This is a genomic window from Streptomyces sp. NBRC 110028 (assembly GCF_001417735.1).
In the GTDB taxonomy this organism is placed as follows: domain Bacteria; phylum Actinomycetota; class Actinomycetes; order Streptomycetales; family Streptomycetaceae; genus Streptomyces.
The window spans coordinates 1-24,411 of record NZ_BBUZ01000066.1; the positions used below are offsets into that span (position 1 = coordinate 1).

Here is a 24,411-nt window from a genome sequence, read left to right on the forward strand (position 1 = left end):
GCCCGAGCTGCTCGGCACGAAGGGTCTCGGCGTGGCCCGTAAGGGTGCCACCGCCGGCAAGTATGGTCGCCGCCTGCATGAGGCTCGTGAGGCGACGACGGGCAAGGCTCGTAAGAAGGTCGACAGCGAGGGGCCGCACGGCCCTGGGCGCAGGGACGGCGACAAGCCGTGCGACGGTACGGACCCGATCGACCTCGCAACGGGGAAGATGTTCCTGCCGCAGACCGACGTCTCCCTGCCCGGCGCGTTGCCGCTGGTGTTCAGGCGCCGGGTTGAGTCCGGCTACACGGCGGGGTGCTGGTTCGGGCCGTCCTGGACGAGCACGGTGGACCAGCGGCTGGAGATCGACGCCCAAGGTGTCGTCTTCATCGGCGAAGACGGGCTGCTGCTGTCCTACCCGCACCCCGCGCCCGACATTCCGACCCTCCCGGAGGCAGGCCCCCGCTGGCCCCTGGAGCGGGACACTCATGGCGACTACACCCTCACCGACCCCGTCACCGGTCAGGTTCGCCACTTCAACAGTCCGCGGGACGTGGACCCGGGCGGCGACGGGATCGCCCTGCTGGAGCAGATATCCGATCGCTCCGGTCACTGGATCACCTTCGAATACGACGCCGAGGGCACTCCGACCGGCATCGCGCACAGCGCTGGATACGAGCTGAAGCTCAGCAACGCCGAGGGGCGGATCACCGCCCTCCACCTGGCGGGCGCGGCCGAGGACGGTGGCGATCGGGAGCTGATGCGCTACGCGTACACCGACGGCAACCTCACCGGCGTGACGGGCTCCTCCGGCCTCCCCCTGAGCTTCGAATACGACGACGACGGCCGCGTCATCGCCTGGACCGACACCAACGACCGCCGGTACGACTACGTCTACGACCACCGGGACCGCTGCATCGCCGAGGGCGGCGAGGCGGGTCACGTAGCCATCCACATCAGCTACGACGCGGTCGATCAGGCAACCGGCCACCGCGTCACGACGGTCACGACGCCCCAAGGCCACAGCACCCGGTACGTCATCGATGACCTCTGTCAGGTCATCGCCCAAACCGACCCCCTGGGCCACACCACCCGCTCCGCATACGACCGCCACAACCGGCTTCTGTCCCGCACCGACCCCCTGGGCCGGACCACCGCCCTCACCTGCGACGAAGCGGGCCACCTCACCCGGATCACCGCCCCAGACGGCAGCGAGTCCACGGCGACGTACAACGACCTCGGCCTGCCGACGTCCATCACCGGCCCGGACGGCGCCACTTGGACCCAGACGTACGACGAGGCAGGCCGCCGCACTTCGGCCACCGACGCGGCGGGCCACACGACCCGCTACGCGTACGACTCGTACGGCCACCTGTCGTCCGTCACCAACGCGCTGAACGAAACCACCCTGGTCCGCTGCGACAAAGCGGGCCTCCCGGTAGAGATCACCGACCCGCTGGGCGCGGTCACCCGCTACGACCGCGACGCCTTCGGCCGCCCCATCACGATCACCGACGCGCTCGGAGCCACCACCCACCTCACCTGGACGGTGGAAGGCAAACTCACCCGCCGTACCAACCCCGACGGCTCCACGGAGAGCTGGACGTACGACGGCGAAGGCAACTGCACCACCCACACCGACCCCCTCGGCGCCACCAGCGTCTTCGAGTACACCCACTTCGACCTCCTCGCGGCCCGCACCGGCCCGGACGGCGTCCGCTACGAGTTCGAGCACGACGCATCGTTGCGTCTCACGCAGGTCACCAATCCCCAGGGCCTGACCTGGTCCTACACCTACGACCCCGCTGGCCGCCTGACCTCCGAGACGGACTTCGACGACCGCACCGTCACGTACGAACACGATGCGGCCGCCCAGCTGATCCGCCGCACCAACCCCCTGGGTCAAGCCGTCACGTACGAGCACGACACCCTCGGCCAGATCACCCGCAAGACCGCCGAAGACCAGGTGACCACCTTCACCTACGACCCGGCAGGCCGCCTGACCACGGCCACCGGACCGGACACCGAGGTGATCTACCAGCACGACCGCCTGGGCCGAATCAAGTCGGAAATGATCAACGGCCGCGTGCTGGCCCACTCGTACGACCCCCTGGGCCGCCGCACCCGCCGCGTCACCCCAAGCGGCGCGACGACGACGTACGCCTACGACGCGGCAGGCAACCGCACCGCCCTGACCGCCGGCGGCCACGCCCTGACCTCAGAACACGACGAGGTGGGCCGCGAAACAACCCGCCGCATCGGCGACACCCTCACCATCACCAACGCCTGGGACCCCCTGGGCCGCCTGACCGAACAATCCCTGACCGGCACGTCTCTCATCCAGCACCGCGCCTACACCTACCGCGCGGACGGCAATGTCACCGCCATGAAAGACCGCCTGAGCGGCCCAAGCACCTTCGATCTGGACGCGGCAGGCCGTGTGACGACGGTCCGCGCCACTGGCTGGACCGAGACCTACGCCTACGACGAAGCGGGCAACCAAACCCAAGCAACCTGGCCCACCACAGGTGCCGCCCCCGACGCGACGGGCCCCCGCACCTACGCCGGCACCCGCATCACCCGCGCAGGTGCCGTCCGCTACGAACACGACGACGCAGGCCGCCTCACCCTCCGCCAGAAGACCCGCCTCTCGAAGAAGCCCGACACCTGGCACTACACCTGGGACGTCGAAGACCGCCTCACGACCGTCACCACCCCCGACGGCACGATGTGGCGCTACCTCTACGACCCCTTCGGCCGCCGCACCGCCAAACAACGCCTCGCCACCGACGGCGAAACCGTCCTGGAGCAGACCGACTTCACCTGGGACGGCCCCACCCTCATAGAACAAACCACCACCACCCCAGACCTCCCGAACCCGGTCACCCTCACCTGGGACCACGACGGCCTGCGCCCGATAGCCCAGACCGAACGCATCACCGAGGCCACCACCCAGCGCGAGATCGACGCCCGGTTCTTCGCCATCATCACCGACCTCGTCGGCACCCCCACCGAACTCGTCGACGAATCCGGCACCATCGCCTGGCACACCCTCGCCACCCTCTGGGGCATCACCACCTGGGCCACCGACAGCACCGCCTACACGCCCCTCCGCTTCCCGGGCCAATACTTCGACCCGGAAACCGGCCTCCACTACAATTTCCACCGCTACTACGACCCAGATTCCGCCCGCTACCTCTCCCCCGACCCCTTGGGCCTACTTCCCGCCGACAACCCCTCGACCTACATCCACAATCCTCACACCTGGACAGACCCGCTTGGCCTAGCACCGAAATGCCTGAACGAACTTGGCAAAGAAGGGAAAGATGCAAACGAAAATTTCATACCTGGATCCGCCGAAGGGAAGCAACTGGCGGACCGCCTCCGAAGAGAATCCGCCGATTCCCTCTTCAATGAGAACGGATGGCTCACCCCACAGGCGATCGCGGAATCGCGCCGAATCATTTCTGGTGATGACATCGGAAATCCAGCAGTCCGCAATCACATGACGTCAGATGGCAGCAATCTCAGCGATTGGGGGAAATATACTACCAGGACACATCAGTCCCCATACGGAGATTTCCAGGTCCACTACTACTACAACCCCGAGACGGGTAGAATACTGAATTACGACTACAAAGTCATCATGAACAGAAGGTGAAAAATGCGCGCCAGGTACGAGCCACCCCAAATTGCGGACACCAAGCTCCTGCAAGGCGTAGACGCACTCAAAGAAGGCAGAGAATACGTCATTCTCGAACTTTTCGCGGCCCACGGCAAGAGTGCACTGTTCCGAATCGAGTACATTGAAGGAGAAGGACCCGCCCTTTTCGACAGCAGGCTGTTCACCGTAATCTCATCCGTCTTGCCACCAACGTGGCGCTACGTTCAGTTCGAGACAGGATCATTCGCCTTGCGTCCGGAGCCATGGAGTCAGCCAGGGTTCTGGGAATCATATTTCGACCACGAGCCCAAAGCGCTTGAAGTTTTCGAAACAGAGAAGCGAAAGATCTTGGCGTCTTCGTAGTGGAGCGAAATCGACCCCTCGGGTCGCCACGCATCTGTGGGTGCCGAATCCGGACAGATACCAGCGACCTGGAGATTCAAACTCCGCCGCTGATGAGTATTGGAATCTAACAATGCACGGGGAGCCGCAATGGCAAACCGCAAGCCGTTCTTGGTACACCACCTGCGGGCACGCTGGCCTGCGATCAACTAAAATCGGCAGCCACTGAAATCGCCAAGAAGATGCAACACATGCTTCAGCAACTCCTTTAGAAAGGTTGCACAATACAGTCTACCGCTGGAGGAGTACTCGACTGACGTGGTGGAGGTCGATAAAGTCGGACGCATCCGCATCGGGCACGAAGCTGGAAAACATGTCAAGGCCCCGTCCGCTCCGGCGGGTCATGGGTGGCCCCGTTCGTGGTGCAGCTGGTCGGCGAATACGTCTTGGAGATCATGGAAGCAATCCGGCGCGGTGTTCCCGACTTGGCCGCTCCGGGATCTTGTGCCGTTCAGGAATGCGTCGCTGCAGGTCGTAGGTGGTCTGGCGGGGTCTGCGGACGCGCTGGGACCATGTCCAGGTGATCGTCTCACTGGTGTATCAGGTCACACGGAAGCTGGTCTCGGTTCCAGCGGTGTTGCTGCGTCGGCAGACGGCCAGAGACGCTGAATTGCTCGTGCTCCGGCACGAGAACGCGGTGCTGCGCAGGCAACTTGCGAGTCCGGTGCGGTACCAGTGGACCGACCGGTTGTGGTTCGCGGCACTGTCCTCGCTGATACCCCGGCGTCGCTGGGCGCAGGCGTTCCCTGTGACACCAGGGACGTTGCTCCGCTGGCATCGGCGTCTCGTTGCACGCGGGTGGGACTACAGCGAGTGCCGGACCAGGCCGGGCCGGCCGGCGACAGCGGAAGCCGTGAAGGAGCTGGTGCTACGGCTGGCACGCGAGAACCCGCGCTGGGGCTGCCGCAGGTTCCAGGGGGAACTCGCCCGGCTGGGCCACAAGATCGGAGCCTCCACAGTCTGGAAGATCTTGACGGCAGCCGGTGTCGACCCGGCTCCCCGCTGCAGCGGGCCGACATGGCGCGAGTTCCTGACATCCCAGTCCGAGGCCATCATTGCCTGCGACTTCCTGCACATCGACCTGGCACTCCTTCGCCGGGTCTACGCGCTGGTCTTCCTCGAGCACGGCACGCGCCGCCTCCACATCGCCGGCGTCACCGCTCATCCGACTGCGCAGTGGACGGCCCAGCAGGCCCGCAACCTCGCTCTTGAGGTGGGCGTGCGCCTCGAGTCGCTGCGCTTTGTGATCCGCGACCGGGACAGCAAATACACCGAATCCTTCGACGCGGTCTTCGAAGCCGAGGGCATCGAAACCCTGAAGACCGCCCCGCGGTCCCCGCGGATGAACGCGCACTGCGAGAGAGTCATCGGGACACTGCGGCGTGAACTCCTCGATCACGTGCTGATCTGGAACGACACCCACGCTCGCCACGTCCTCGACGTCTACGCCCGGCACTACAACGGCCATCGCCCCCACCAGGCCCGAGAGCAACGTCCGCCCCTTACCGACAGCCGGACCGCACCATTGACCGACTCGAGCACTCCGCGACGACTACTCCAGACTCGCGTCCTCGGCGGCCTGATCAACGAGTACAGACATGCGGCCTGACTAGCCGCGACGGGTTTCTGAACGGCACAGCTTTGCCGCACCTTGACGCAGGCCGTCCACGGCGACCAGGACACCCGCGCGCGAGCTGCCTGCGGAAACCGGCCCGGAGAGATCACCAGTAGTCCACCCCACCCCTGTCGCATGGGGAGCACGGCGCCGTGCTCCCACCCCGAAAGAGGGTCGGGAGCCGACAAGGGGTTCTTATGCCTCTCGATGCAGAGAGCATCCAGATCAATGGGGTGACCTCAGGGGCCTACGGTTGACGACGGCACGCAGGGGCCCGGTACGGCGCAGCAGGTCTACCGGATCGGGTGACGAACGAATCGGACACCATTGACACGTCCGCGAGTTGGGAGCACGAGGGCTCCCAGAGGGCTCCCCATCGCTCCCTGCCCAGACACGACAAAGGCCGCCTCCGCTACCCGCGGAAACGGCCTCCGACCTGCGAAAACGCTGGTCGGGACGACAGGATTTGAACCTGCGACCCCTTGACCCCCAGCCGCGCGACAACTCTCCGCGACGAGTCGTATCACTCTGTAGCAAGAGTGCTCGGGGTCGTACACCGCCGTACGGAGCAAGAGGACACCGCTCCCTGCGCCCCTCCCGAGCAGGCCCATCCTGCTGCCACACTCCGATATTCTGGCTCCTGTCGATTCCGGTGCCCGAAAGCGCTAGGGAGGATGAGCCGTGAGGCCGGCCACCACCGCAAAGCTCCGCGCCAATGCCACGACCATTCGCCAGCTCGGACGTCGGCATGGCCTGCACTCCTTCGCCTTGAGCACCGAGCCCGGGGAACTTGTCGCCACCCTGGACGCCGACCGCTCCTACTTCGACATCACCAGCTTCGAATCAGACCTGTCCAGCATCCTCGGCGCCCTCGTGGAAGTCGTCCCACGCGGCCCCGGAGTGGAAGTCGAAGAAACCGAACCTCTGAACGACCTGCGCGGGGCGGCGTGACCAATACACGCACGGACCGGGAGAACCGGGAGCTGCTACGCCTGACCGACGCAATGGCAGCACTCGACCAAGCGCGCTCAATCCTCCGCGACGGAACACCCAAGCCAGGGAATGAGCGCCTCCTCGCCCTGGCCTACTGCATGCTCACCTTCGGCGAAATGCTCAAACAGGCATCTCACGGCACCGTGGCACAGGCATACAGCGGTCCCATCGCACTGCGCGACAAACTCGCTCACGTGCCGCACCGCAAGCTCAACGCCGAAGTACTCTTCGTCTCCGTCGAACAAGCCACAGCCGAGATCCTCCCCCTGATACAAGCCCGCATCCAGGACCTCAGCAACACCAGCGACTGAGAGAACCACGACCTCACGGTTAGCATTCAGCCGCGGGTCCCCCGTGGGCAGCGTGACGCCGCGCCTGCCAAAGCCACATGACCTGCATGGATGAGGTTTTCGGCAAGGACAGCGTTCGATAGGGCCTACCTCGCAGTAACTGCCGCGCCGGGCATGGGCGCTAGCTTGTCGGCTTCGGCGACGGCGGCGTTCCAACTGAACTCGTTGTTGTCGCTGAAGTAGTAGTAGGTGGCGCCGTTCGGCATCATCGCGACGGTGATGCCGCCGTATCCCGACATGAATGGTACGTAGAAGGGGCTGGTGTAGGCGGGGTTGTCGGCGGAGGTGAACTCGGCGCCCCAAAAGCCGTTCTGGTACTTCATGGGCTTGGTGCCGGTGGTGGTCATGCCCCGGGCCTCCGGTGTGCGTTGCATGGTGGCCGCGAGCAGTGTCGGGTCGAGTATCTGCGTGCCGTTGACGGCGCCGTGGTCGTTGTTGAGGAATTTCGCGAACCGGGCGACGGAGTCCTGCGTCCAGAACATGCCGTAGCCGCCGAAGGGTGCCCCGCCGGGGCTGTTGTCGGTGCGGGAGGAGACGAGGGAGTCGGGCCCGACGCCGATGGGTTCGAGCACGTCGTCACGGAGCATGTCGAAGATGCCGGCGTCCGAACCGACCTTGTCCTGCATGTAGTTGTTCATCGCGCGGGTGGCGAGGAAGGTGTCCGAGGTGTGGTAGACCCACTTGCTGCCGGGGCTGGCCTTACGCGGGAAGGACAGGGCGAGTCGCATCTTGTCGGTGTAGGGCTCGGCTGCGAAGAAGTCCGCCATGGTGCTGCCCGATTCGTCGGTCTCGTAGCCGGGCGAGGTGTAGTTCCCGGTGGCCATGTCGAGGGTGTGGTCGAGGGTGACGCCGCTCCAGGCAGTGTTGCCGGCGGTCTCGGGGATTCGGTCGGAGAGCTTCTCCTGGGCCACGGCCGGGCCGTAGCGCTGCGCCAGACGCAGCATGGCTGTTCCCGCGAACGCCGACTTCGCGGTCGAGTACGAAGGCAGCAGCATCTGGCCGCAGAACGGGTACTCCCCTTGCCGGGTCCGGCAGTTGCCCACGTAGTGGACTCCGCCGAAGTAGAAGCCGAAGGTGCTCAGCGCGGACGGCGTGATGCCGGAGCCGAACTTCGCCACGTCCACCCCACTGTCCGGGTAGTCGGTGGCCAGCGCCGAGATGGGCTTGGTCGGGAGCCGGTCCCCGATCTCGGAGGCGTACGCGTCGCGCAGGTTCTCGGCGCCGTCGACGGGGCCGGGCCGGTAGTCGGCCGGTACCTGGCCCCACATGTCGAACTGGAAGTACTCGCAGGTCTCCGTGGTGATCTGGTAGTGGACTTCGGAGATCGATGTGGCGTCGAAGAGGAACGTCAGGGCGCCGTTGTGCACGCAGTTGGCGTTGCGCTCGACGAGCGCGAACGGCAGTGAGGCGCGCGTGCGTTGGCCGTCGCCGTCCTCGTTCCACGCGCGGCCGGGTCCCACTGCCAGGTTCCACGCCTGGTTCCCCGTGTACTGCAACCCGCGCTTCGCCGGGACGAGGTGGCTGCCGTTCTGCACGAGCGCGATGTCGACCGGTGGCAGGTGCCGGGTTGTCGCCGTGTCTCCGTATCCGTGCGGGTCCTTCAGTGCGCGGAAACCGCCGGCGGTGGAGAGGCCGTCGAGGGTGAGGGTGCCTTCGAAGCTGTGGGTGGGTGGCGCTGCTTGCGCCGGCAGGGCGAAGGCGCTGTCGGGCACGGTGTCCTCGGCGGTACCCCCGGCGAGTTGGCCGGCGGTGAGTTCGGTCCGGTTCACCGCCCCGCTTCCGGTGAGCGGATCACCCGGTATGGGTGCGGTTGCGGCGGGCGCCGCCATCGTCGGTGGCGGGACGGCGAACAGCCCCGCGAGCACGGCGGCGACGGCAGCGGCACGGCGTAGCCGTCGGGTATGGAACAGTCTCGGCATGGTCGGAGGTCCTCTCGGGCTGGCAGCTGATGCGGGATATCGCCGCATGGTGAGGTACGCCGGGGCCGCCGTCCAATGCCTGCCCGATCTGGTCAGGCTGCCCGCCAGGCATACCTCCAGCTCTCGGGGGCCTGCCGGCCGTCGGGCGGCAGAGCGATCACGCTTCGCGTCGTGGTGAGGGCCGTGGTCTGTAGTCGTCGCTGCAGTTCATAGAAGGGCTGCGACCTGTGGCCCGTACCGCTCGACACAAAAGCGTGACAACCCGGCCGCGAATGCCTCGATGCTGCGCAGCGCATAGTGGCCGGCGTCCCACGCCGCGTGCAGGTGGATCTGCAGCGGTTCGCCCGTGCTGTCGAGGATCAGCAGCGGGTGCAGGTCGAAGCGGGGATCGTCGGAGACCACCGCGACACCATGGCCCGAAGCCGCCATGGCCTGTGCGACGTGCGGGGTGTCGCATTCGAGCACGATGTCGTACGAGGCGTCCGCATCCTGCACGGCATGGTCCAGGATGCGGCGGGTGCCGTGCGCCGGGGTGAGGACGATGAGGGGCTCCGCGGCAAGTTCCCTGATGGTGACGCGGTCCCGGTCCGCCCAGGCATGGTCGGCACGGACGTAGGCCCACAGCGGCAGGCGGGCCACCGGGAGCCCGGCGAAACGGCGCCTCGGAGGTGCCGAGGAGATGGCTACATCGGCGCCCCTCGCAAGGGCCTGGTACGCACGTGCCGGACTCTCCGCCTGCACGGTGACGAGCGGATCCTCCGGCCCCCAGGTGGCCAGGAACGGCGCGATCACGTCGGTGATGGTGGTGGGCGGCGCCGCCACGGTGATCCGCATGGCACGACCGGCAGCCAGCGCACCGACTGCGGCCTCGGCGGCATCCGCGCGGGCGACCAGGTCGCGGGCCAGGGGAAGGAAGCGCTGGCCGGCCGCCGTCAGGACCATCTGCTTGCCGCCGCGGTCGAAGAGCGTCATCCCCAAGGCCCCTTCCAGGCCGCGCAGCTGGCGCGACAGCGAGGGCTGGGCGACGCGGACCACCTCGGCAGCCTTGGTGACGGAACCGGTCTCCACGATGGTCAGGAAGTAGCGCAGCACTCGGATTTCCATGGCGGTGGCCCCTTGGGAGACGGAGGAGGCATGACACCTCCATGCCTCAAAGGCATGATAATCAACCCTGCCAAGTATTTGAAGCTATGACTGACTGGCTGCATTCTTGTCCCACCGGAATTTTCGGTTATCGGCGCCCGAATTTCCGTCGACTTCTCCTCGTACAAATAATCCTTTCGATTGGCTGGTTCCCGCATGGCCCGCCCCCTGCCCCTGATCCTCGCCCAGGCGCCCGGCCGCCCGGCCGACGACCTCGCAGGCTTTGCCACCGACGTGGAGCGGCGCGTGAAACTGCGCGCACCCGGCGCCCTCGTCGTCTACCCCGAACTGCACCTCGGCGAGAGCGCCCCCGGCGTCCCGGCCGCCCCGGAGAAGGGGGCCGAGCCGCTCGACGACAAACGCGATGCGGCCTTCGCCGAGCTCGCGGGGGATCTGGGCATCTGGCTGGTACCCGGCAGCGTCTACGAGCGAGGCACCGGCGACCGCGTCCACAACACGACACCGGTCTATTCACCACAGGGTGAGCGCCTCGCCGCGTACCGCAAGATCTGCCCGTGGCGCCCGTACGAGACGACCACACCCGGCAACCGGTTCGAGGTCGTCGACCTCGCCGGGGTCGGCCGCATCGGACTGTCCATCTGCTATGACACCTGGTTCCCGGAGATCTCCCGCCATCTGGCCTGGATGGGCGCAGAGCTGATCGTCAACGTGGTCCGCACGTCGACGAGCGACCGCGCGCAGGAAGTCGTCCTCAGCCGCGCCAACGCCATCACCAATCAGGTCTTCGTCGCCAGCGTCAATTCCGCCGCCCCATCCGGGGTCGGCCGCAGCCTCGTCATCGATCCACAGGGCACGGTGCGCGCCGAAACCGTCGATGCCGGCGACTCCACCCTCACCGACGTGATCGACCTCGACGAGGTCAGCAACGTCCGCCGCTACGGCACCGCCGGTCTCAACCGGATCTGGGACCAGTTCCGCCCCGGCGACCCAGCCCTCGAGCTCCCGCTGTACGGGGGCCGCATCGACCCCGCCACCTGGAACGCCGCCCACACCACCGAGGAGCCACCACGATGAACAGCGAGACAACTGGGAACACCATGAGACTGGAGGGCGACCTGAGCCTCCTCTCCGTCGTCCTGTTCGGCCTGGCCTACATCTCCCCCGGCATCGTCGTCACGATCTTCGGCGTGGTCGCCGCCACCAGCGGCGGCGTGGCCCCGACCGCGTTCGCCGTCGCCACCCTCGCGATGCTGCTCACCGGGCTGAGTTACGCGAGGATGGCGCGCGCCGTGCCCGGCTCGGGGTCGGTCTACACCTACGCCCGCAAGATGCTCGACAGCCGCATCGGTTTCCTGTCCGGCTGGGCGATGCTGCTCGACTACTTCTTCATCCCGATGGTCGGCTGGCTGATCACGGCGATCTACTTCAACGCCCAGTTCCCTGACATACCCAAGTGGGTCTGGCTGATCGTCTCGGTGGGCATCACCACCGGCATCAACGTCTTCGGCATGAAGCTCGCGGACCGCGTCAACAAGGTCCTGATGTTCATCGCTCTGGGGTCGCTGGTCCTCTTCGCCACCCTGTGTGTCGTCTTCCTCGGCAAGCACGGCTCCTCCGCCCCCGCCACGGACGCCCTGTGGAACTCCGGTACTTCGATCGGCGCGGTCACTGCGGCCGCCGCCATCGCCGCGTACTCCTTCCTCGGCTTCGACGCCGTCTCCACGCTCGGTGAGGAGGCCAGGGGCGGGGCAAAGACGATCGGCCGAGGCATCATCGGCTGCGTCATCGCCGCCGGAGCGATCTTCATCGTGCTGTCCTTCGTGATGCAACTGGTCCACCCCGGCGCGAAGTTCGCCGACGTCGACGCGGCCGCCTACCACCTGAAGGTCCAGGTCGGCGGCGAGACGTACGCCGAGATCATCAACTTCGTCACCATCGCCGGATCCATCGCCTCCTGCATCGCCCTGCAAGCCTCCGCCGCTCGCCTCATGTACGTCATGGGACGCGACGGCGCACTGCCCAAGGCCGTCTTCGGCAACCTGTCGAAGAAGACCGGCACGCCCGTCTTGAACCTGCTGCTGACAGCGGCCGCCGGGGTCATCGCCATGAAACTCGACCTGACCACAGCCACCTCGTTCATCAACTTCGGCGCCTTCCTCGGCTTCGTCCTGGTGAACGTCTGCGTGATCGCCCACCTGGTCCGAGAGCGCAGACACGGCCGCACCCCCAACATCTTCTCGTACCTGGTGATGCCGGCCGTCGGCGCCGGCGTTTCCCTCTACCTGCTCACGAGGCTCGGTGACGTCGCACTCCAGATCGGCGGCGTCTGGCTGGCGATCGGCGCCGTCTACCTAGCCGCCATGACCAAGGGCTTCCGCCGGCCCGCACCGGAGATGACCTTCGACGACGACACCGAGGCCAGGGACAAAGTCACCGCGTAGTTCCCCTCCCTCGCCCGGGCTCGTCGTGCGGTATCGCGACGCCGTCACCGGCCGGGTGAGGCGCGGCCGTACCCCCTCCGAGCTGCCCTTTGCCCTGCGTCCAGGGCCGACTGCGAAGTCGACGAAGGGAAGCGCGTCCATCAGCTCGCACACGGCGGAGCGGATGGTGCGGCGGTGGATCAGACCAGCCGCGTTGACACGGGCACCCCTGCCGAGCTGGCCGACCCGGGCGACATACTCCGGGCGCGCTACCGCAGCCGCCTGCCCGCAAGGCTCGAAGACCTGGCGGGTCCCACCCGCGGTGTCGTGGCGCTTCCCCTGCATGTGGCCTGGTCCGGGCTGACGAGCTTCGCCCTGGACCGGTCCAAGGCACGGATGAGCTTGTACCGGACCGTGCTCGCTGAAGGCCAGCACAATGACCTGATCGCGTTCCTCGATCGTGGGCTGTTGATCGAGCAGTGGCCCGTCCTGCGCACGCTGATCAGCCGCCACATCCGCCACGTATGGGAAGAGACCTTCCCTGAACTGGCACAGGCCACCACAACTGCCAGCCCTCCGCCCGGCACTGAACACACGGGGCCGTGACGCGCGCGGAGACGGAAGGTCGTCCAGGGCCCGCCGCCCCGTCAGCCCCCTGCCGAGTCCACATGTGCGCGGAGGCCGACTTCCGCCCCGAGGTGCTCTTCCGCACCGACGACTACAACCTCCCGTTCGACTCGTACGCCGCGGCCTGGGGGTCGCCGTACTGCCCGAACTAGGCATGATCGAATCCCACGAGGTGCGCGTCATCCGGCTCACCCGCCCCTCGCATGTGCGCCGGGTCTTAGCAGTCCGCCGCACCTCGGACCCCAGCCCCTTCCTGAACCAGGCGATCTCCATGCTCCAGACCGCAGCCGCGACGATCGACCACCGCCTCACCCGCTCCGAACTGCCGAGAGCAAGCTGACGCGCCGCCGGCAGCCAGGCAACCGCACCGACCGACGCTCATGTGAGGGCAGTGGCCGAGTGATTTTGCTCCTGCATCCGCACCCGCCGAATCGTTCAACGAGATAGCTTTGCCGGTACCGGTTCACGGCAGGTCAGGCCATCGCCCCTTCCACCCTCGCTCTGTGCTTTCGGGCCGCTACGATGGGAGATCACTGCTAGGGCCACCGGTTATAGTCGTTGGCAGGGAACGTTCCCGGATGGCATTGGCTAACGCGTAGTGGGGAGCTGGAACGGATGACGAGGGCCCGCGGCAAGGCTCCCACGATCTTGGACATCGCCGCGGAAGCAGGGGTCTCCAAGTCTGCCGTGTCGCGCGCCCTGTCGGGGCAGGGCGAGGTAAGCGCAGAGACCCGGGAGAAGGTCGAGCGTGCCGCGCGCAACCTCGGCTACGTGGCCAACGCCATGGCCCGGGGGCTCGTCAGCTCGCAGACGAAGACAGTCGGTGTCCTGCTCAGGGACATGACACGGCCGTTTTATGCTTTGCTGCAGACGGCGATGCAGCGCGCGGCCGAGGACCGCGGCTATCAGGTCGTCACCGCCACGAGCGCCGCCGACCTGGGTGTCGCCGACGCGCTGCGTGCGCTGAGGAATCTCGTCTCGTTGCAGGTGGACGGCTTGGTGGTGTCGTCGGCCCGTCTGCCTTCGGAGGAGATCGTCCCCTTCATCGACCGGGTACCGATCGTGGTGGCGGGCCGGCGCGAGACGAGCCGGGGCATCACCAGCGTGTTCTGTGACGACGCCGACGGCGGCACCGTGCTGGCGGAGCACCTGCTACGGCTCGGACACGAGCGCATCGCGGTCGTCCTGGCCGACGAGGCCTACTCCCTGAGCCAGTACGCCCGCGGCTTCGCCATGGTCGAGCGCATACGCGCCGTAGGGAAAACACCCGTCGTCTGGCAGGTCGCCACCGACCGAGAGGCGACCCGGGCGATCACCGACCAGCTCGACGGCGCCGGAGTGACGGCCATCATGTGCCCCACGGACGGGTCAGCGGTCGATGCCCTGGAGGTCCTGCGACAGCGAGGGCAGTCGGCACCCGAGGACTACACGGTGACCGGTTACGACGGCTTCGGCCCGCTGAACACCCCGTACCTTGGGCTCACCACGTTCCGCCAGCCGGTGGAGGAGATCGGCAGGACCTCGATCAATCTCCTGCTCGACAAGATCGAAGGCAAGACCGAGCAGGACCGCCTGGTCGAGCTTCGGGGCAGTCTCATCGAAGGCCGCACGGCAGGCAGGCTTCCCCGCCTGCCGTGACCCCTGCGCGGCCGGGAGGGCCCGGTCAGTCATCGGTTTCGGCCGGCCACCATCGGCTCGATGTCACCTTCGGGTCCATGCCGATGCGCTGGACGGCGACCTCCAGGCCCTCCGAGTCACCGGCGTGCTGCGCCGACACACCCGCCAGGACCTTGGTCTGCGAACTCTTTCCGGGCCGTATGTTGAGCGAGCGGAGTGTGTATTCCGGCCGGTCGACGGCCTGCAGGACCATCGCCCTGACGCGCGGTTCGCTCTTGTCGGTGGTGACGACCTCGAGCATGTAGTCGGTCGGCTCGTCGTCCTCGTCGCCCGCCTGCTGCGGTGACGCGCCGGAGTTTCGCTGGCGGCCGTTGACGAACCGGCCCAGGGGGCGCAGGAGTGTGTTGGTCGCGATGATCGCCACGCAGCCGATGAGCGCCATGATCTCCATCCCGGCTCCGGCGAGGGAGCCGATCGCTGCGGCACACCACAGGGTCGCGGCCGTGGTCAGTCCGCGGATGTTGAACCCGTCCCGCAGGATGACGCCGGCGCCGAGGAAACCGATGCCGGACACGACCTGCGCCGCCACCCGCGTGGGGTCGGCTCCGGGGTTCTCGCCGAGCCCGACGGCTCCCATGAAGACGAACAGGCACGCACCGACGGAGACCAGGGCGTTGGTGCGGATGCCGGCAGTGCGCAGCTGCCATTGCCGTTCCAGGCCGATCGCCGCGCCCAGCACCATGGCGACGAGGATCCTGAACGAGAGTCCGAATATGAGACCGGGATCGGTCACGGGCGCTCCTTTCCTGGCTGATGGTAGGTGCCCGGCACACCATCGAGCCGGGAGCGTTCCCGGCGGGGCAGGTTACGTGCATCGCCCCCCTCGGGCAAGAACGCCGGTCTATCATTTCGGATTTTTGCGGGCCACTTCACGTTTACGAAAGTGTTGCTTGTTCGCGTCGAACGACCTCTGATACTTTCACGCCATTGCCGGACCGGGAACGTTCCCGTAACTTCGCAGACGTGTGAGGTGCCGGGCGAAGCAGTACATAGGCCTTCCCGTACGTCGTCACTCCGGTGGCCAAGAGGCGTAGGAACGGTCTCGGCCCGTGGCTGACAGTTTCGGTCGCAGAAGGCGCCCCACAGCAGGAGATCGAAGGAGGTCCGGAGAGATGCTCTCGTTCAAGCGCGCCCAAGGTTCCGATTCCGCTGCTGTCGGCGCGGCAGCCCTCAACACCGGCATCGTCGGCTGTTCAGCATCACCGACGCACACCAGCGGTTCCATCAATCTGAGCTTGATGATCTGGGGCCCCACCCAGAAGGCGGGTGTTCAGAAGGCCGTGGATGGACTCAAGGCTGCGAACCCGGACGTCAAGCTTTACCTCCAGCAGGTCCCGGTGGACCAGTACTACCGGCTCGACGTCCCCCTCGGCGCAGGCGAAGGCCTTGACGTCATGTGGCAAAGCTCCACGGCTCCGAACTACGTCGACGGAGGCGCATTGCAGCCGTTGGATGAGTACACCAAGGGAGAGCACTCATGCTGAAGGTTCCCGACGGGTGGGCATGGGACTTCTGGATCGCCCAGGATACGGATCGTTTCCACCTCTACTTCCTGAACGCTCCCCACAGTCTGGGGGATCCACAACGGCGCCACCGCGCCGCCCGTATCGGTCACGCGGTCTCTACGGATCTCCGTACATGGGAGATCGTCGGGCGCGCCTTCGAGGCTGGGGACGAGGGCGCGTTCGACGCCACGGCGACGTGGACGGGCTGCGTTGTCCGCGGAGATGACGGCCTCTGGCGCATGTTCTACACCGGCTCTCGATTCCTGCACCCTGAACCGGAGTACGCCAACATCGAGACAGTCGGGGTCGCCGTGTCTTCGGACCTGACCACCTGGGAGAAACATCCTGGCCCCATCACCCGTGCTGATCCGCGTTGGTACGAGACGTACGTGCCCGGCGAGGGCTGGAAAGAGGAAGCGTGGCGGGACCCGTGGGTCTTCCGTGATCCGAACGGATCTGGGTGGCACATGCTCGTCACCGCCCGTGCCAAGGATGGGCCTCTCGACAACCGCGGAGTGATCGGGCACGCGTACTCACCGGACCTTCAGGAGTGGGAAATCCTCCCGCCGCTGTCCGATCCCGGTGCAGGATTCGCTCACCTTGAGGTGCCGCAGGTCGCGCAAATCGACGGGCAATGGTCGCTCGTGTTCTCGTGCGGACCGAACACGCTTTCAGCCGACAACCCGGCGCGCCAGGGCGACCCGGGCACGTGGGCGCTTCCCATCTCTGCGCCTCATGAGCACATGGATGTGCGGGCCGCGCGCCCGATCACGACATCATTTCACTACTCCGGCCGGCTCGTGGCAGATCGCGACGCCCAATGGTCCCTCATGTGCTTCATCGGCGCCGAACCCGGAAGCGACTTCCGTGGCGTGATCAGCGATCCCCTCCCGGTCAGCCTCGACGCGGACGGTTACCTGGCTGTCGACGATGCCGCTTTCGATTCCTCACCGCTGTAACACAGCACCCTCCAGCTTCGGACCGCCGCGGCAGACACGGCGGACTGAGGCCCCAGCCACCCAACCCGTGATCCCAGCCCCAGCGCACGACAAGAGGAGAATCATGAACATCAAGCGTGCTGCGCGTCGAGGAAGCCTCGCAGCTCTCGCCGCGGTCACCGCCGTCGCTGTCATCACCGGCTGCAGCTCCAGCGAACCCCAGTCCGCGGCCGGCGACGGAACCGGGACGATCCAGATCTGGTCGCACCAGGGTCAGGAAGCTGAGGTCGCCGCGATCAAGGCGGCCGTCAACGGCTTCAACTCGTCCCAGTCGAAGGTCAAGGCGTCGCTCCGGCTGATCCCGGGCGACACGTACACGCAGACCATCACCAACACCCCCGCGGACAAGCTCCCGGATGTGATGGACATCGACGGCCCGACCCTCGCCTCCTTCGCCTACAACAAGCGGATCAGCCCACTCAGCGACTACGTCTCCAAGGCCACCATCGATAACGCGACCGCCGGCTCCATCGCGGAAGGCACCTACGACGACAAGCTCTATGGGCTTGCCCAGTTCGACTCCGCCATCGGCCTGTACGGCAACAAGAAGCTCCTGGCGGCCGCCGGCGTCCCCATCCCGACTTCCAGCGATCAGGCTTGGACAACTAGCCAGTTCGCTGATGTCCTGAAGAAGGTCGCCGCGGTCTCCCCGTCCGGCAAGGCGATCGACCTCAGAGAGTCAGGCCTGTCCGGCGAGTGGGGCACCTACGCGTTCTCCCCCCTGATCTACTCCGCCGGCGGAGGCATCCTCAAGGACAACAAGGCATCCGGCGCCCTCAACTCGGCCGCAAGCGTCAAGGCCCTGAAGACGTTCGCGTCGTGGAAGCCGTACGTAGCCTCCAGCCCCGACGGCAAGGCCTTCCCCGACGGCAAGGTAGGTCTGCAGTGGAGTGGTCACTGGCTGTACCCGGACAACAGCAAGGCCCTCGGCAAGAACCTGGTGGCATTGCCGCTGCCCAACCTCGGTGACGGAGCGAAGTCTGGCGTCGGCTCCTGGACGTGGGGAATCGGCGCCGGCACCAAGAACGGCAAGGCCGCCGGCGCATTCCTCGACTACCTGCTGAGCGACACCAGCGTCAACGCCATGGTCAAGGCAAACGGCGCTCCGCCCGCGACGAAATCCGCGTTCGCCGACGCGAGCCTGTACAAGACCGGAGGCGCCCTGGCGCTGTGGGGTAAGCAGCTGGCAAAGGCCTGCGCGGCTGACAAGGTGACCAGCGACTGCGCCGCCATCTACCGCCCGGTCACCCCGGGATACCCGACCGTCACAGCGAAGTTCGGGAGTGCCCTGTCCGCCATCTACGGCGGCGCCGACCCGAAGACCGAGCTCACCAACGCTGCCAGGGCAATCGACTCGAACTTCGCCGACAACAGCAACTACAAGTAGGAACAACGGGTGTGGGCGCAGGGCACCCACACCCATCTCCCGAAAGAGATCTCATGGCTGAGCCAGGCCTTCCCACCGCTACCACCGCTTCGAGCGCACGCACACGTCGGGCCCGCCGACGGCGACCGAACCGGGACACCGCCACGGGCATCCTCATGGCCCTCCCCGCTGTCGCGGGACTGATCGCGTTCATCGCCGTCCCCTTCATCACCGCAATCGCCCTGTCCCTGTTCAACGTGCAGGTCAATCAAGTTCGGCCAGCCACCTTCGTCGGCCTCGACCAGTACATTCGGCTGTTCACCGACCCCCTGGTCTCAGGAGCGTTCCTCCGTTCCCTGATCAACAACCTCGTCTTCGCGATCGTCGTCATCCCGGCTCAGACGGGACTCGCGCTCCTCCTCGCGGTCCTGCTCAACCGCAAGCTGAGAGGCGTGCGCTTCTTCCGCACGTTGTTCTTCATGCCCGTCGTCTTCCCGATGGCGCTCGTCGCCGTCATCTGGCGGCTGATCCTGGACCGCAGCTCAGACGGTCTGCTCAACGCCTCGGTCCACTTCCTCACGGCGGGTCTTGTCCCCACGCAGGACTGGCTCGGCTCGTCCGCAACCGCGCTCGGGTCTGTCATCCTGCTCTCGGTCTGGCAGGGCGTCGGCTTCCAGATGGTCATCATCCTCGCCGGCCTCCAGGACATTCCCGAAGAACGTTACGAAGCCGCCCGCCTTGACCGCGCCAACGCATGGCAGCAGTTCATTCACGTGACCGTCCCCGGTATCCGCAACACGCTGATCTTCGTCGTGCTCCTGACTACCATCCTGGCGTTCCGCGTCTACGACCAGGTTTACATCCTCATTCGCACCGCAGGCGCGAACGAGAGCGCGACACAAACGGTGCTGTACCAGGCGACGAATTCCCTCTCCTCGGACAATAATCTCGGCCGGGCATCGGCCATCTCCGTATTCCTATTCGTCATCGTAGTGATCATCACTCTGATCCAGCGACGACTGCTTCGACAGAGGAGCGAAGAGTGACACCCCCCACCCTCCGGCCCAGGAACCGCCGACGCACCCTCGCAGATGCTCGCGACTACGTCGTTATGGCGATCGCTGCGATCATCATGGTCGCCCCGATCTACTACCTCGTCATCGGCAGCCTGAAGCCCTCGAACGAGGTCCTCAACGGCTTCAGCGGGTTTCTCCCCGTGCACCTGTCCTTCAACAACTACCTGGCCGCGTTCTCCGCACTGAACTCCGATGCCACCGGATACTTCTGGCGATTCTTCGTCAACTCGTTCGTCATCTCGTTCGTGATCGTCATCGCCGGGCTGATCGTCAACTCGATGGCTGGCTACGCCTTTGCACGGTTGAAATGGGCCGGTCGCGACAAGGTCTTCATTCTCGTCGTCCTGCTGATCATCGTGCCGTTCGAGTCGATCGCGATGCCGCTGCTGTGGCTGATGTCGGGACAACGCGACACTCTGTTCGTGCAGATGATCCCGTTCATCGCCAACGCGTTCTCGGTGTACCTCTTCTACACGTTCTTCCTCAACATCCCCAAGAGCCTGGAAGAGGCTGCCCGCCTGGACGGCCTGAGTTCCTGGGGCGTATACCTCCGCATCGTCGTCCCGAACTCGAAGCCAGCATTCGCAACCGTCGCGATCCTCTCCTTCCTCGACTCATGGGGGAAGTTCCTCTGGCCACTGCTCATGACCTCCGACCCGAATGTGCGGCCCCTGCCACTCGAGATGAGTGTCTTCTCCGCGCAGCAGCCGCCGGACTGGGGCCAGGTGTTCGCGTTTGGAACACTCCTCGTGCTTCCGGTGCTGATCGTCTTCCTCCTCTTCCAGCGATACTTCATCCAGAGCGTCGCCGGCTCCGCGCTCAAAGGATGACCTACGCAACACCAAGCTCACCCTCGCACCAGGCATCGCTTCGCTCCGCGGTGCGTACACAATCGATGGGAACGTGCTGATGCCGGCCGGCGTCCTTGCCGCGCTGCCCATGGTCATCATCTTCCTCATCCTCCGGAAGCGGCTCATCGCCATTCACCCGAAGCGGGTTGAAGTAGCTCGGCCCGTCGATCTCGCAGGAGCACACGTCCCGTGAGCCGTTGTCTGCAGGATCGCTTCACGTGCCGTCCACGGATGTCACGTCCCCGGGCGAACCTGATGCCCGCGCCGGTTGTGGACATCGTCTGCGACACCGCGCAGAAGACCACTGAAAGGACAGCGTCACCGTGACGAACCCCGATCCCCTGGAATTGCTTGATATCGCCCGGAGTATCGCGGCCGAAGCGGGGACGCTGGCCACGACCATGCGGAACGCCGGAATCAGCGTGGAGACAACGAAGTCCAGCCAACTGGACATCGTCACCCAGGCCGACACCGCCGTGGAAGCGCTCATCCGGGAAAAGCTGACCGCAGAGCGACCGCACGACGGATTCTTCGGCGAGGAAACCGGCGAGGTCTCCGGCAGCAGCGGCATCACCTGGATCGTCGACCCGATCGACGGCACCGTGAACTACCTGTACGGCTCCCCGTACTACGCGGTGTCCATTGCCGCAACGGTTAAGGACGAGGACGGCGGACACACCTCCGTCGCGGCCTGCGTCTACGCACCGGCGCGCTCGGCGGAGTACACCGCAGCCGTCAGCCATCCCGCCCGCCTGAACGGAACGCCGCTGCACGTCAACGAGAACGTGCCCCTGGACAAGGCTCTCGTGTCCACGGGCATTCACTACGACCTCGCCAGGCGCGCCCAGATCCTTGAGGACATCAACACACTGACCCCGCGCATCCGCGACTTCCGGCTGATCGGGGCCGCGGCACTGGAGATCTGCGGGGTCGCGGAGGGCCGCACAGACGCCCACATCCAGCGGGGACTTCCGATCTGGGACTACGCGGCGGCGACTCTCATCGCAGTCCAGGCGGGAGCCGACGTGCGCGTCGTCGCCGGCGTGGCGCCCACGGCCGAGCGGCTACTCATCGCCAGCCCCCGGCTCGCCGACGTGCTCGATCCGCTGCTCGACTGACAGCACCCGCCAGCACACCCCCCACGGGATGGAGGACTCCTGATGACAGACTCACGCACCTTTGTGCTCTGCGGACACCGCGGAAACGTTGCGGACACGCCGGAGAACACGTTGTCGTCGTTCGCCAGCGCAGAACGCGTCGGCGTCGACGAAATCGAACTCGACGTTCGTGTGACACGAGACGATGTACTCGTGGTCATCCACGATCGGACAGCCGCCCGAACCGCCGCAACGTCGACCCCCCATCTGCACACCCCCGTCGAGGAGCTCACCTTCAGCGAGCTGCGGAGCGTCGACCTGGGTTCGGGGGAACGGATCCCCACGTTCGACGAAGTACTCGATGCGACGACCGTCCTCCTCCAGGTCGAGATCAAGGCGCCGGCCGCGGCACGCGGCCTCGCGAAGCTGCTGCGTGACCGGCCTGAACGCGATCAGGCACGATGCCTGGTGACGAGCTTCGAACCGCTGTCGCTGAGCGACTACACCGACGAGTGGCCAGACACCCCTCGCGGAACCGCTCTGCACGTCCCCGACATGGACAGCAACTGGCGCGACGACATGCGGCGACTAGACGTCTCGACGATCCTGCTTCCACTGGCGACACTGAAGCGGTCGCTCGTCGATGAGCTGCACGACGCGGGATACGTCGTCGGCGGGTCCCTCATCGAGGGACCCGGTGACGTCCGACGCCTTCTCGAACTCGACGTCGACATGTCGGCCTCGAACGCACCGGAATACGCACGCCGGCTCCTGCTGGCGAGCGACGAGTTCACGTCGCGATTCCCGTCCTTCGCCCGCAACGATGCAGCGTTGACTCCAGAAGCATCCTGACCCGGCGTGGCCGCCACCGGTTTCGGCGGCGGCCACGCGGCGCAACTGGCTGTAGCTGCACTTGCACCTCCTGGCCACCGGCCCGGCACACTGCATGCGACGCGATGCGGAGGACGGCGGGCGGAGGACGACAGGTCCGACAACGACCGCGACCGATGCGTTGCGACGACCGCGCCAGGTGCTGTTCCCGGCGCGGCCCATGCCGTCCACGTACGAAGTACGGGTCGCACGGTGCGGTCGAACACCGTCGTGCGCAACGCCAGCGCTGAGCAATTTCCCACCTCCTTTCCGATCCGGGGAAACGAGAACACGTTCCCCTGGCGGGGCCGATGGTCGAACGCACCATCGGCCCCTGTGCCGCCCGAAGAGTCATCGCCGCAGGTGAGCTGGATGCGGTCAGTTCCGCTGGGATCATGCCTTGCGTGATCGTGTCCTTGCTGTACAAGGTGACCCGGAAGCTGCTCACTGTTCCATCGGTGCTCCTCCGTCGCGGGACGGCGAAGGACGCGGAACTTCTGGTGCTGCGGCACGAGAACGCGGTCCCGCGCCGCCAGTTGACCGGACCGGTCCGCTATGAGCCCGCCGACCGGTTCTGGTTCGCAGCCCTGTCCGGGCTGATACCCCAGCGCCACTGGCTCAAGATCTTCCCTGTCACCCCCGGCACCCTGCTTGCCTGGCACCGCAGATTCATCGCCGCAAAGTGGGACTACACCGCGCGCCGTGGCACCGGCCGCCCACCCACCCGGCAGCGATCAAGAAACTCGTCCTGCAGCTGGCGAGGGAGAATCCCACGTGGGGGCACCGACGGATCCAAGGGGAACTTGCCCAACTCGGGTATCGCATCGCCGCCTCGACGGTGTGGGAGATCCTCAACGCGGCCGGTATCGACCCCGCGCCACGTCGCTCAGGCCCCACCTGGCGCGAGTTCCTGACCGCGCAAGCCGAGGGCATCATCGCGGCAGACTTCTTCCACATAGACACCGCACTCGGCAGGCAGCTGTACGCGCTGGCCTTCCTCGAGCACGGCACCCGGCGGCTGCACATCACCGGGCCCACCACCCGCCCGACCCGGGACCGGGCGGTTCAGCAGGCGCGGAATCTCACCGCCGACCTGGGCATACGCATCGAGACCCTGCACTTCTTGTTACGCGACCGCGATGGCAAGTACGGCGAAGCGTTCGACGCCGTCTTTGCAGCCGAGGAGATGGACATCCTCACAAGCGCGCCGCAGGCTCCCCGCATGAACGCACACTGCGAACGCATCATCGGCAGCATCCGACGCGAAGCCCCCGACCACGCCCTCATCATGAACGAGACCCACGCCCGCCACGCCCTCGCAGCCTACGAACAGCACTACAACGAACACCGACCCCACCAGGCACGCAACCAGCTACCACCCGACGCCCACGAACAACCCGCCGCAGCGCATGGCCTCAGCACCGGCAAAGTCCTACGCACCCGGATCCTCGGCGGCCTCATCAACGAGTACAGATACGCGGCATGACATGCAGCGATGACTTTTCGAGCGGCACAGGGTTATCGGCAGCATGCACTCTGGCTCAGCCCGGCGGAACTGGAGGAACTGATCGGCGAGCTGCGTGCGGCCATCGCTCCAAAACTTGCCAACCAGCCGAGCCCCGAACGAGCGCAATACCTGCTCAGCCCCATCCACTTCCCGCTAGAAGCCCCTCAGGCGGAACCCGAGCGGCCGACGGCAGAAGCCGAGCAGGAGACAGACACATGATCGGCCGGACAGCTCCTAGTCGGCGCGGCCTGTCGCTGCCACGGTCACGCCCAGGCCGATCATTGCGAAGCCGCCCGCCCCGCCGACCATCGAAAGGCGGCGATCCGAGCGGGCGAACCAGGAACGGGCCGCCGAGGCGCCCAGGCCCCACAGGGTGTCCGTAATCATGCCT

Annotated in this window: 21 protein-coding genes and 2 pseudogenes; 19 read left to right on the forward strand and 4 right to left on the reverse strand. The window is 66.2% G+C overall.

The annotated features are described in order from the left end of the window. The 5 genes from ASC60_RS37520 to ASC60_RS41945 all read left to right on the forward strand — a co-directional run. Nucleotides 1–3,640, forward strand: a 3,640-nt coding sequence (locus ASC60_RS37520) for a DUF6531 domain-containing protein (RefSeq protein ID WP_107097266.1), incomplete at its 5' end; no start/stop codon positions are given. Nucleotides 3,641–3,643: 3 nt separating this feature from the next. Then, nucleotides 3,644–4,006, forward strand: a complete 363-nt coding sequence (locus ASC60_RS41940; protein WP_159043399.1) for a hypothetical protein — start codon at nt 3,644–3,646, stop codon at nt 4,004–4,006. A 559-nt stretch (nt 4,007–4,565) separates the two neighbouring features. After that, nucleotides 4,566–5,654 carry an integrase core domain-containing protein gene (locus ASC60_RS37525; RefSeq protein WP_055558232.1) on the forward strand — a complete coding sequence of 363 codons (1,089 nt, stop codon included), beginning with the start codon at nt 4,566–4,568 and terminating at the stop codon, nt 5,652–5,654. Nucleotides 5,655–6,341: 687 nt separating this feature from the next. After that, on the forward strand, nt 6,342–6,611 hold the full coding sequence (locus ASC60_RS37530) for a hypothetical protein (RefSeq protein WP_055558216.1): 270 nt from the start codon (nt 6,342–6,344) through the stop codon (nt 6,609–6,611). After that, the gene (locus tag ASC60_RS41945) at nt 6,608–6,964 is read left to right on the forward strand and encodes a hypothetical protein (RefSeq protein ID WP_159043400.1); all 357 of its coding nucleotides are present in this window, start codon (nt 6,608–6,610) and stop codon (nt 6,962–6,964) included. Before ASC60_RS37530 ends, ASC60_RS41945 begins: the two co-directional genes overlap by 4 nt. Nucleotides 6,965–7,089: 125 nt before the next feature. Here ASC60_RS41945 and ASC60_RS37540 read toward each other — a convergent pair whose 3' ends face one another. Then, nucleotides 7,090–8,922, reverse strand: coding sequence for a hypothetical protein (locus ASC60_RS37540; protein WP_159043401.1), 1,833 nt, complete (start codon nt 8,920–8,922; stop codon nt 7,090–7,092). A gap of 207 nt (nt 8,923–9,129) precedes the next feature. Then, nucleotides 9,130–10,026: a LysR family transcriptional regulator gene (locus ASC60_RS37545; RefSeq protein WP_055558219.1), complete on the reverse strand. Its 897-nt coding sequence runs from the start codon at nt 10,024–10,026 to the stop codon at nt 9,130–9,132. Nucleotides 10,027–10,221: 195 nt separating this feature from the next. Here ASC60_RS37545 and ASC60_RS37550 point away from each other — a divergent pair, with 195 nt between their 5' ends. The 5 genes from ASC60_RS37550 (at nt 10,222) to ASC60_RS37570 (ending at nt 14,711) form a co-directional block, all read left to right on the forward strand. Then, nucleotides 10,222–11,100, forward strand: a complete 879-nt coding sequence (locus tag ASC60_RS37550; RefSeq protein WP_055558220.1) for a carbon-nitrogen hydrolase family protein — start codon at nt 10,222–10,224, stop codon at nt 11,098–11,100. Continuing rightward, nucleotides 11,097–12,467 carry an APC family permease gene (locus tag ASC60_RS37555; RefSeq protein WP_055558221.1) on the forward strand — a complete coding sequence of 457 codons (1,371 nt, stop codon included), beginning with the start codon at nt 11,097–11,099 and terminating at the stop codon, nt 12,465–12,467. Before ASC60_RS37550 ends, ASC60_RS37555 begins: the two co-directional genes overlap by 4 nt. 174 nt (nt 12,468–12,641) lie before the next feature. Next, a complete protein-coding gene (locus ASC60_RS37560) occupies nt 12,642–13,052 on the forward strand; it encodes a hypothetical protein (RefSeq protein ID WP_055558222.1) in 411 nt (136 codons plus the stop codon). Nucleotides 13,053–13,227: 175 nt separating this feature from the next. After that, on the forward strand, nt 13,228–13,413 hold the full coding sequence (locus ASC60_RS37565; RefSeq protein ID WP_055558223.1) for a hypothetical protein: 186 nt from the start codon (nt 13,228–13,230) through the stop codon (nt 13,411–13,413). Between the two features lie 308 nt (nt 13,414–13,721). Continuing rightward, nucleotides 13,722–14,711 (forward strand): LacI family DNA-binding transcriptional regulator, encoded by a 990-nt coding sequence (locus ASC60_RS37570; protein ID WP_159043402.1) that lies wholly within the window; start codon nt 13,722–13,724, stop codon nt 14,709–14,711. A 25-nt stretch (nt 14,712–14,736) separates the two neighbouring features. On the opposite strand, the gene ASC60_RS37575 is transcribed toward ASC60_RS37570, so the two are convergent. Next, nucleotides 14,737–15,483 carry an MgtC/SapB family protein gene (locus ASC60_RS37575; RefSeq protein WP_234357313.1) on the reverse strand — a complete coding sequence of 249 codons (747 nt, stop codon included), beginning with the start codon at nt 15,481–15,483 and terminating at the stop codon, nt 14,737–14,739. Between the two features lie 379 nt (nt 15,484–15,862). On the opposite strand from ASC60_RS37575, the gene ASC60_RS37580 reads away from it, so the two are divergent. The 9 genes and pseudogenes from ASC60_RS37580 (at nt 15,863) to ASC60_RS40390 (ending at nt 24,239) form a co-directional block, all read left to right on the forward strand. Continuing rightward, entirely contained in the window at nt 15,863–16,234 is a 372-nt protein-coding gene (locus ASC60_RS37580) for an extracellular solute-binding protein (RefSeq protein ID WP_055558225.1), read from the forward strand. Continuing rightward, nucleotides 16,228–17,214, forward strand: coding sequence for a glycoside hydrolase family 68 protein (locus ASC60_RS37585; RefSeq protein WP_055558226.1), 987 nt, complete (start codon nt 16,228–16,230; stop codon nt 17,212–17,214). The genes ASC60_RS37580 and ASC60_RS37585 overlap by 7 nt, the downstream gene beginning before the upstream one ends. Before the next feature lie 103 nt (nt 17,215–17,317). Then, complete coding sequence (locus ASC60_RS37590) at nt 17,318–18,640, forward strand: extracellular solute-binding protein (protein ID WP_055558227.1); 1,323 nt, start codon at nt 17,318–17,320, stop codon at nt 18,638–18,640. Nucleotides 18,641–18,795: 155 nt separating this feature from the next. After that, on the forward strand, nt 18,796–19,665 hold the full coding sequence (locus tag ASC60_RS37595; protein WP_055558228.1) for a carbohydrate ABC transporter permease: 870 nt from the start codon (nt 18,796–18,798) through the stop codon (nt 19,663–19,665). A 65-nt stretch (nt 19,666–19,730) separates the two neighbouring features. Beyond that, a complete protein-coding gene (locus ASC60_RS37600; RefSeq protein ID WP_079038891.1) occupies nt 19,731–20,525 on the forward strand; it encodes a carbohydrate ABC transporter permease in 795 nt (264 codons plus the stop codon). 344 nt (nt 20,526–20,869) lie between these two features. After that, nucleotides 20,870–21,664 (forward strand): inositol monophosphatase family protein, encoded by a 795-nt coding sequence (locus ASC60_RS37605; RefSeq protein ID WP_055558230.1) that lies wholly within the window; start codon nt 20,870–20,872, stop codon nt 21,662–21,664. Nucleotides 21,665–21,706: 42 nt separating this feature from the next. Then, nucleotides 21,707–22,495 (forward strand): glycerophosphodiester phosphodiesterase family protein, encoded by a 789-nt coding sequence (locus ASC60_RS37610; protein WP_079038892.1) that lies wholly within the window; start codon nt 21,707–21,709, stop codon nt 22,493–22,495. Between the two features lie 422 nt (nt 22,496–22,917). Next, nucleotides 22,918–23,999, forward strand: a pseudogene (locus ASC60_RS37615) (integrase core domain-containing protein). A gap of 9 nt (nt 24,000–24,008) precedes the next feature. Further along, a complete protein-coding gene (locus tag ASC60_RS40390; protein WP_199831173.1) occupies nt 24,009–24,239 on the forward strand; it encodes a hypothetical protein in 231 nt (76 codons plus the stop codon). Between the two features lie 15 nt (nt 24,240–24,254). Here ASC60_RS40390 and ASC60_RS43600 read toward each other — a convergent pair. Then, nucleotides 24,255–24,411: pseudogene (locus tag ASC60_RS43600) on the reverse strand (LysE family translocator); the annotation flags it as partial.

Excerpts from the sequence above, each read along its gene's own strand:
- ASC60_RS41940 (WP_159043399.1), top strand. The coding sequence starts at position 3,644 with ATGCGCGCCAGGTACGAGCCACCCCAAATTGCGGACACCAAGCTCCTG.
- ASC60_RS37540 (WP_159043401.1), bottom strand. The coding sequence starts at position 8,922 with ATGCCGAGACTGTTCCATACCCGACGGCTACGCCGTGCCGCTGCCGTC.
- ASC60_RS37545 (WP_055558219.1), bottom strand. The coding sequence starts at position 10,026 with ATGGAAATCCGAGTGCTGCGCTACTTCCTGACCATCGTGGAGACCGGT.
- ASC60_RS37550 (WP_055558220.1), top strand. The coding sequence starts at position 10,222 with ATGGCCCGCCCCCTGCCCCTGATCCTCGCCCAGGCGCCCGGCCGCCCG.
- ASC60_RS37555 (WP_055558221.1), top strand. The coding sequence starts at position 11,097 with ATGAACAGCGAGACAACTGGGAACACCATGAGACTGGAGGGCGACCTG.
- ASC60_RS37565 (WP_055558223.1), top strand. The coding sequence starts at position 13,228 with ATGATCGAATCCCACGAGGTGCGCGTCATCCGGCTCACCCGCCCCTCG.
- ASC60_RS37580 (WP_055558225.1), top strand. The coding sequence starts at position 15,863 with ATGCTCTCGTTCAAGCGCGCCCAAGGTTCCGATTCCGCTGCTGTCGGC.
- ASC60_RS37585 (WP_055558226.1), top strand. The coding sequence starts at position 16,228 with ATGCTGAAGGTTCCCGACGGGTGGGCATGGGACTTCTGGATCGCCCAG.
- ASC60_RS37590 (WP_055558227.1), top strand. The coding sequence starts at position 17,318 with ATGAACATCAAGCGTGCTGCGCGTCGAGGAAGCCTCGCAGCTCTCGCC.
- ASC60_RS37595 (WP_055558228.1), top strand. The coding sequence starts at position 18,796 with ATGGCCCTCCCCGCTGTCGCGGGACTGATCGCGTTCATCGCCGTCCCC.
- ASC60_RS37600 (WP_079038891.1), top strand. The coding sequence starts at position 19,731 with ATGGCGATCGCTGCGATCATCATGGTCGCCCCGATCTACTACCTCGTC.
- ASC60_RS37610 (WP_079038892.1), top strand. The coding sequence starts at position 21,707 with ATGACAGACTCACGCACCTTTGTGCTCTGCGGACACCGCGGAAACGTT.
- ASC60_RS40390 (WP_199831173.1), top strand. The coding sequence starts at position 24,009 with ATGACTTTTCGAGCGGCACAGGGTTATCGGCAGCATGCACTCTGGCTC.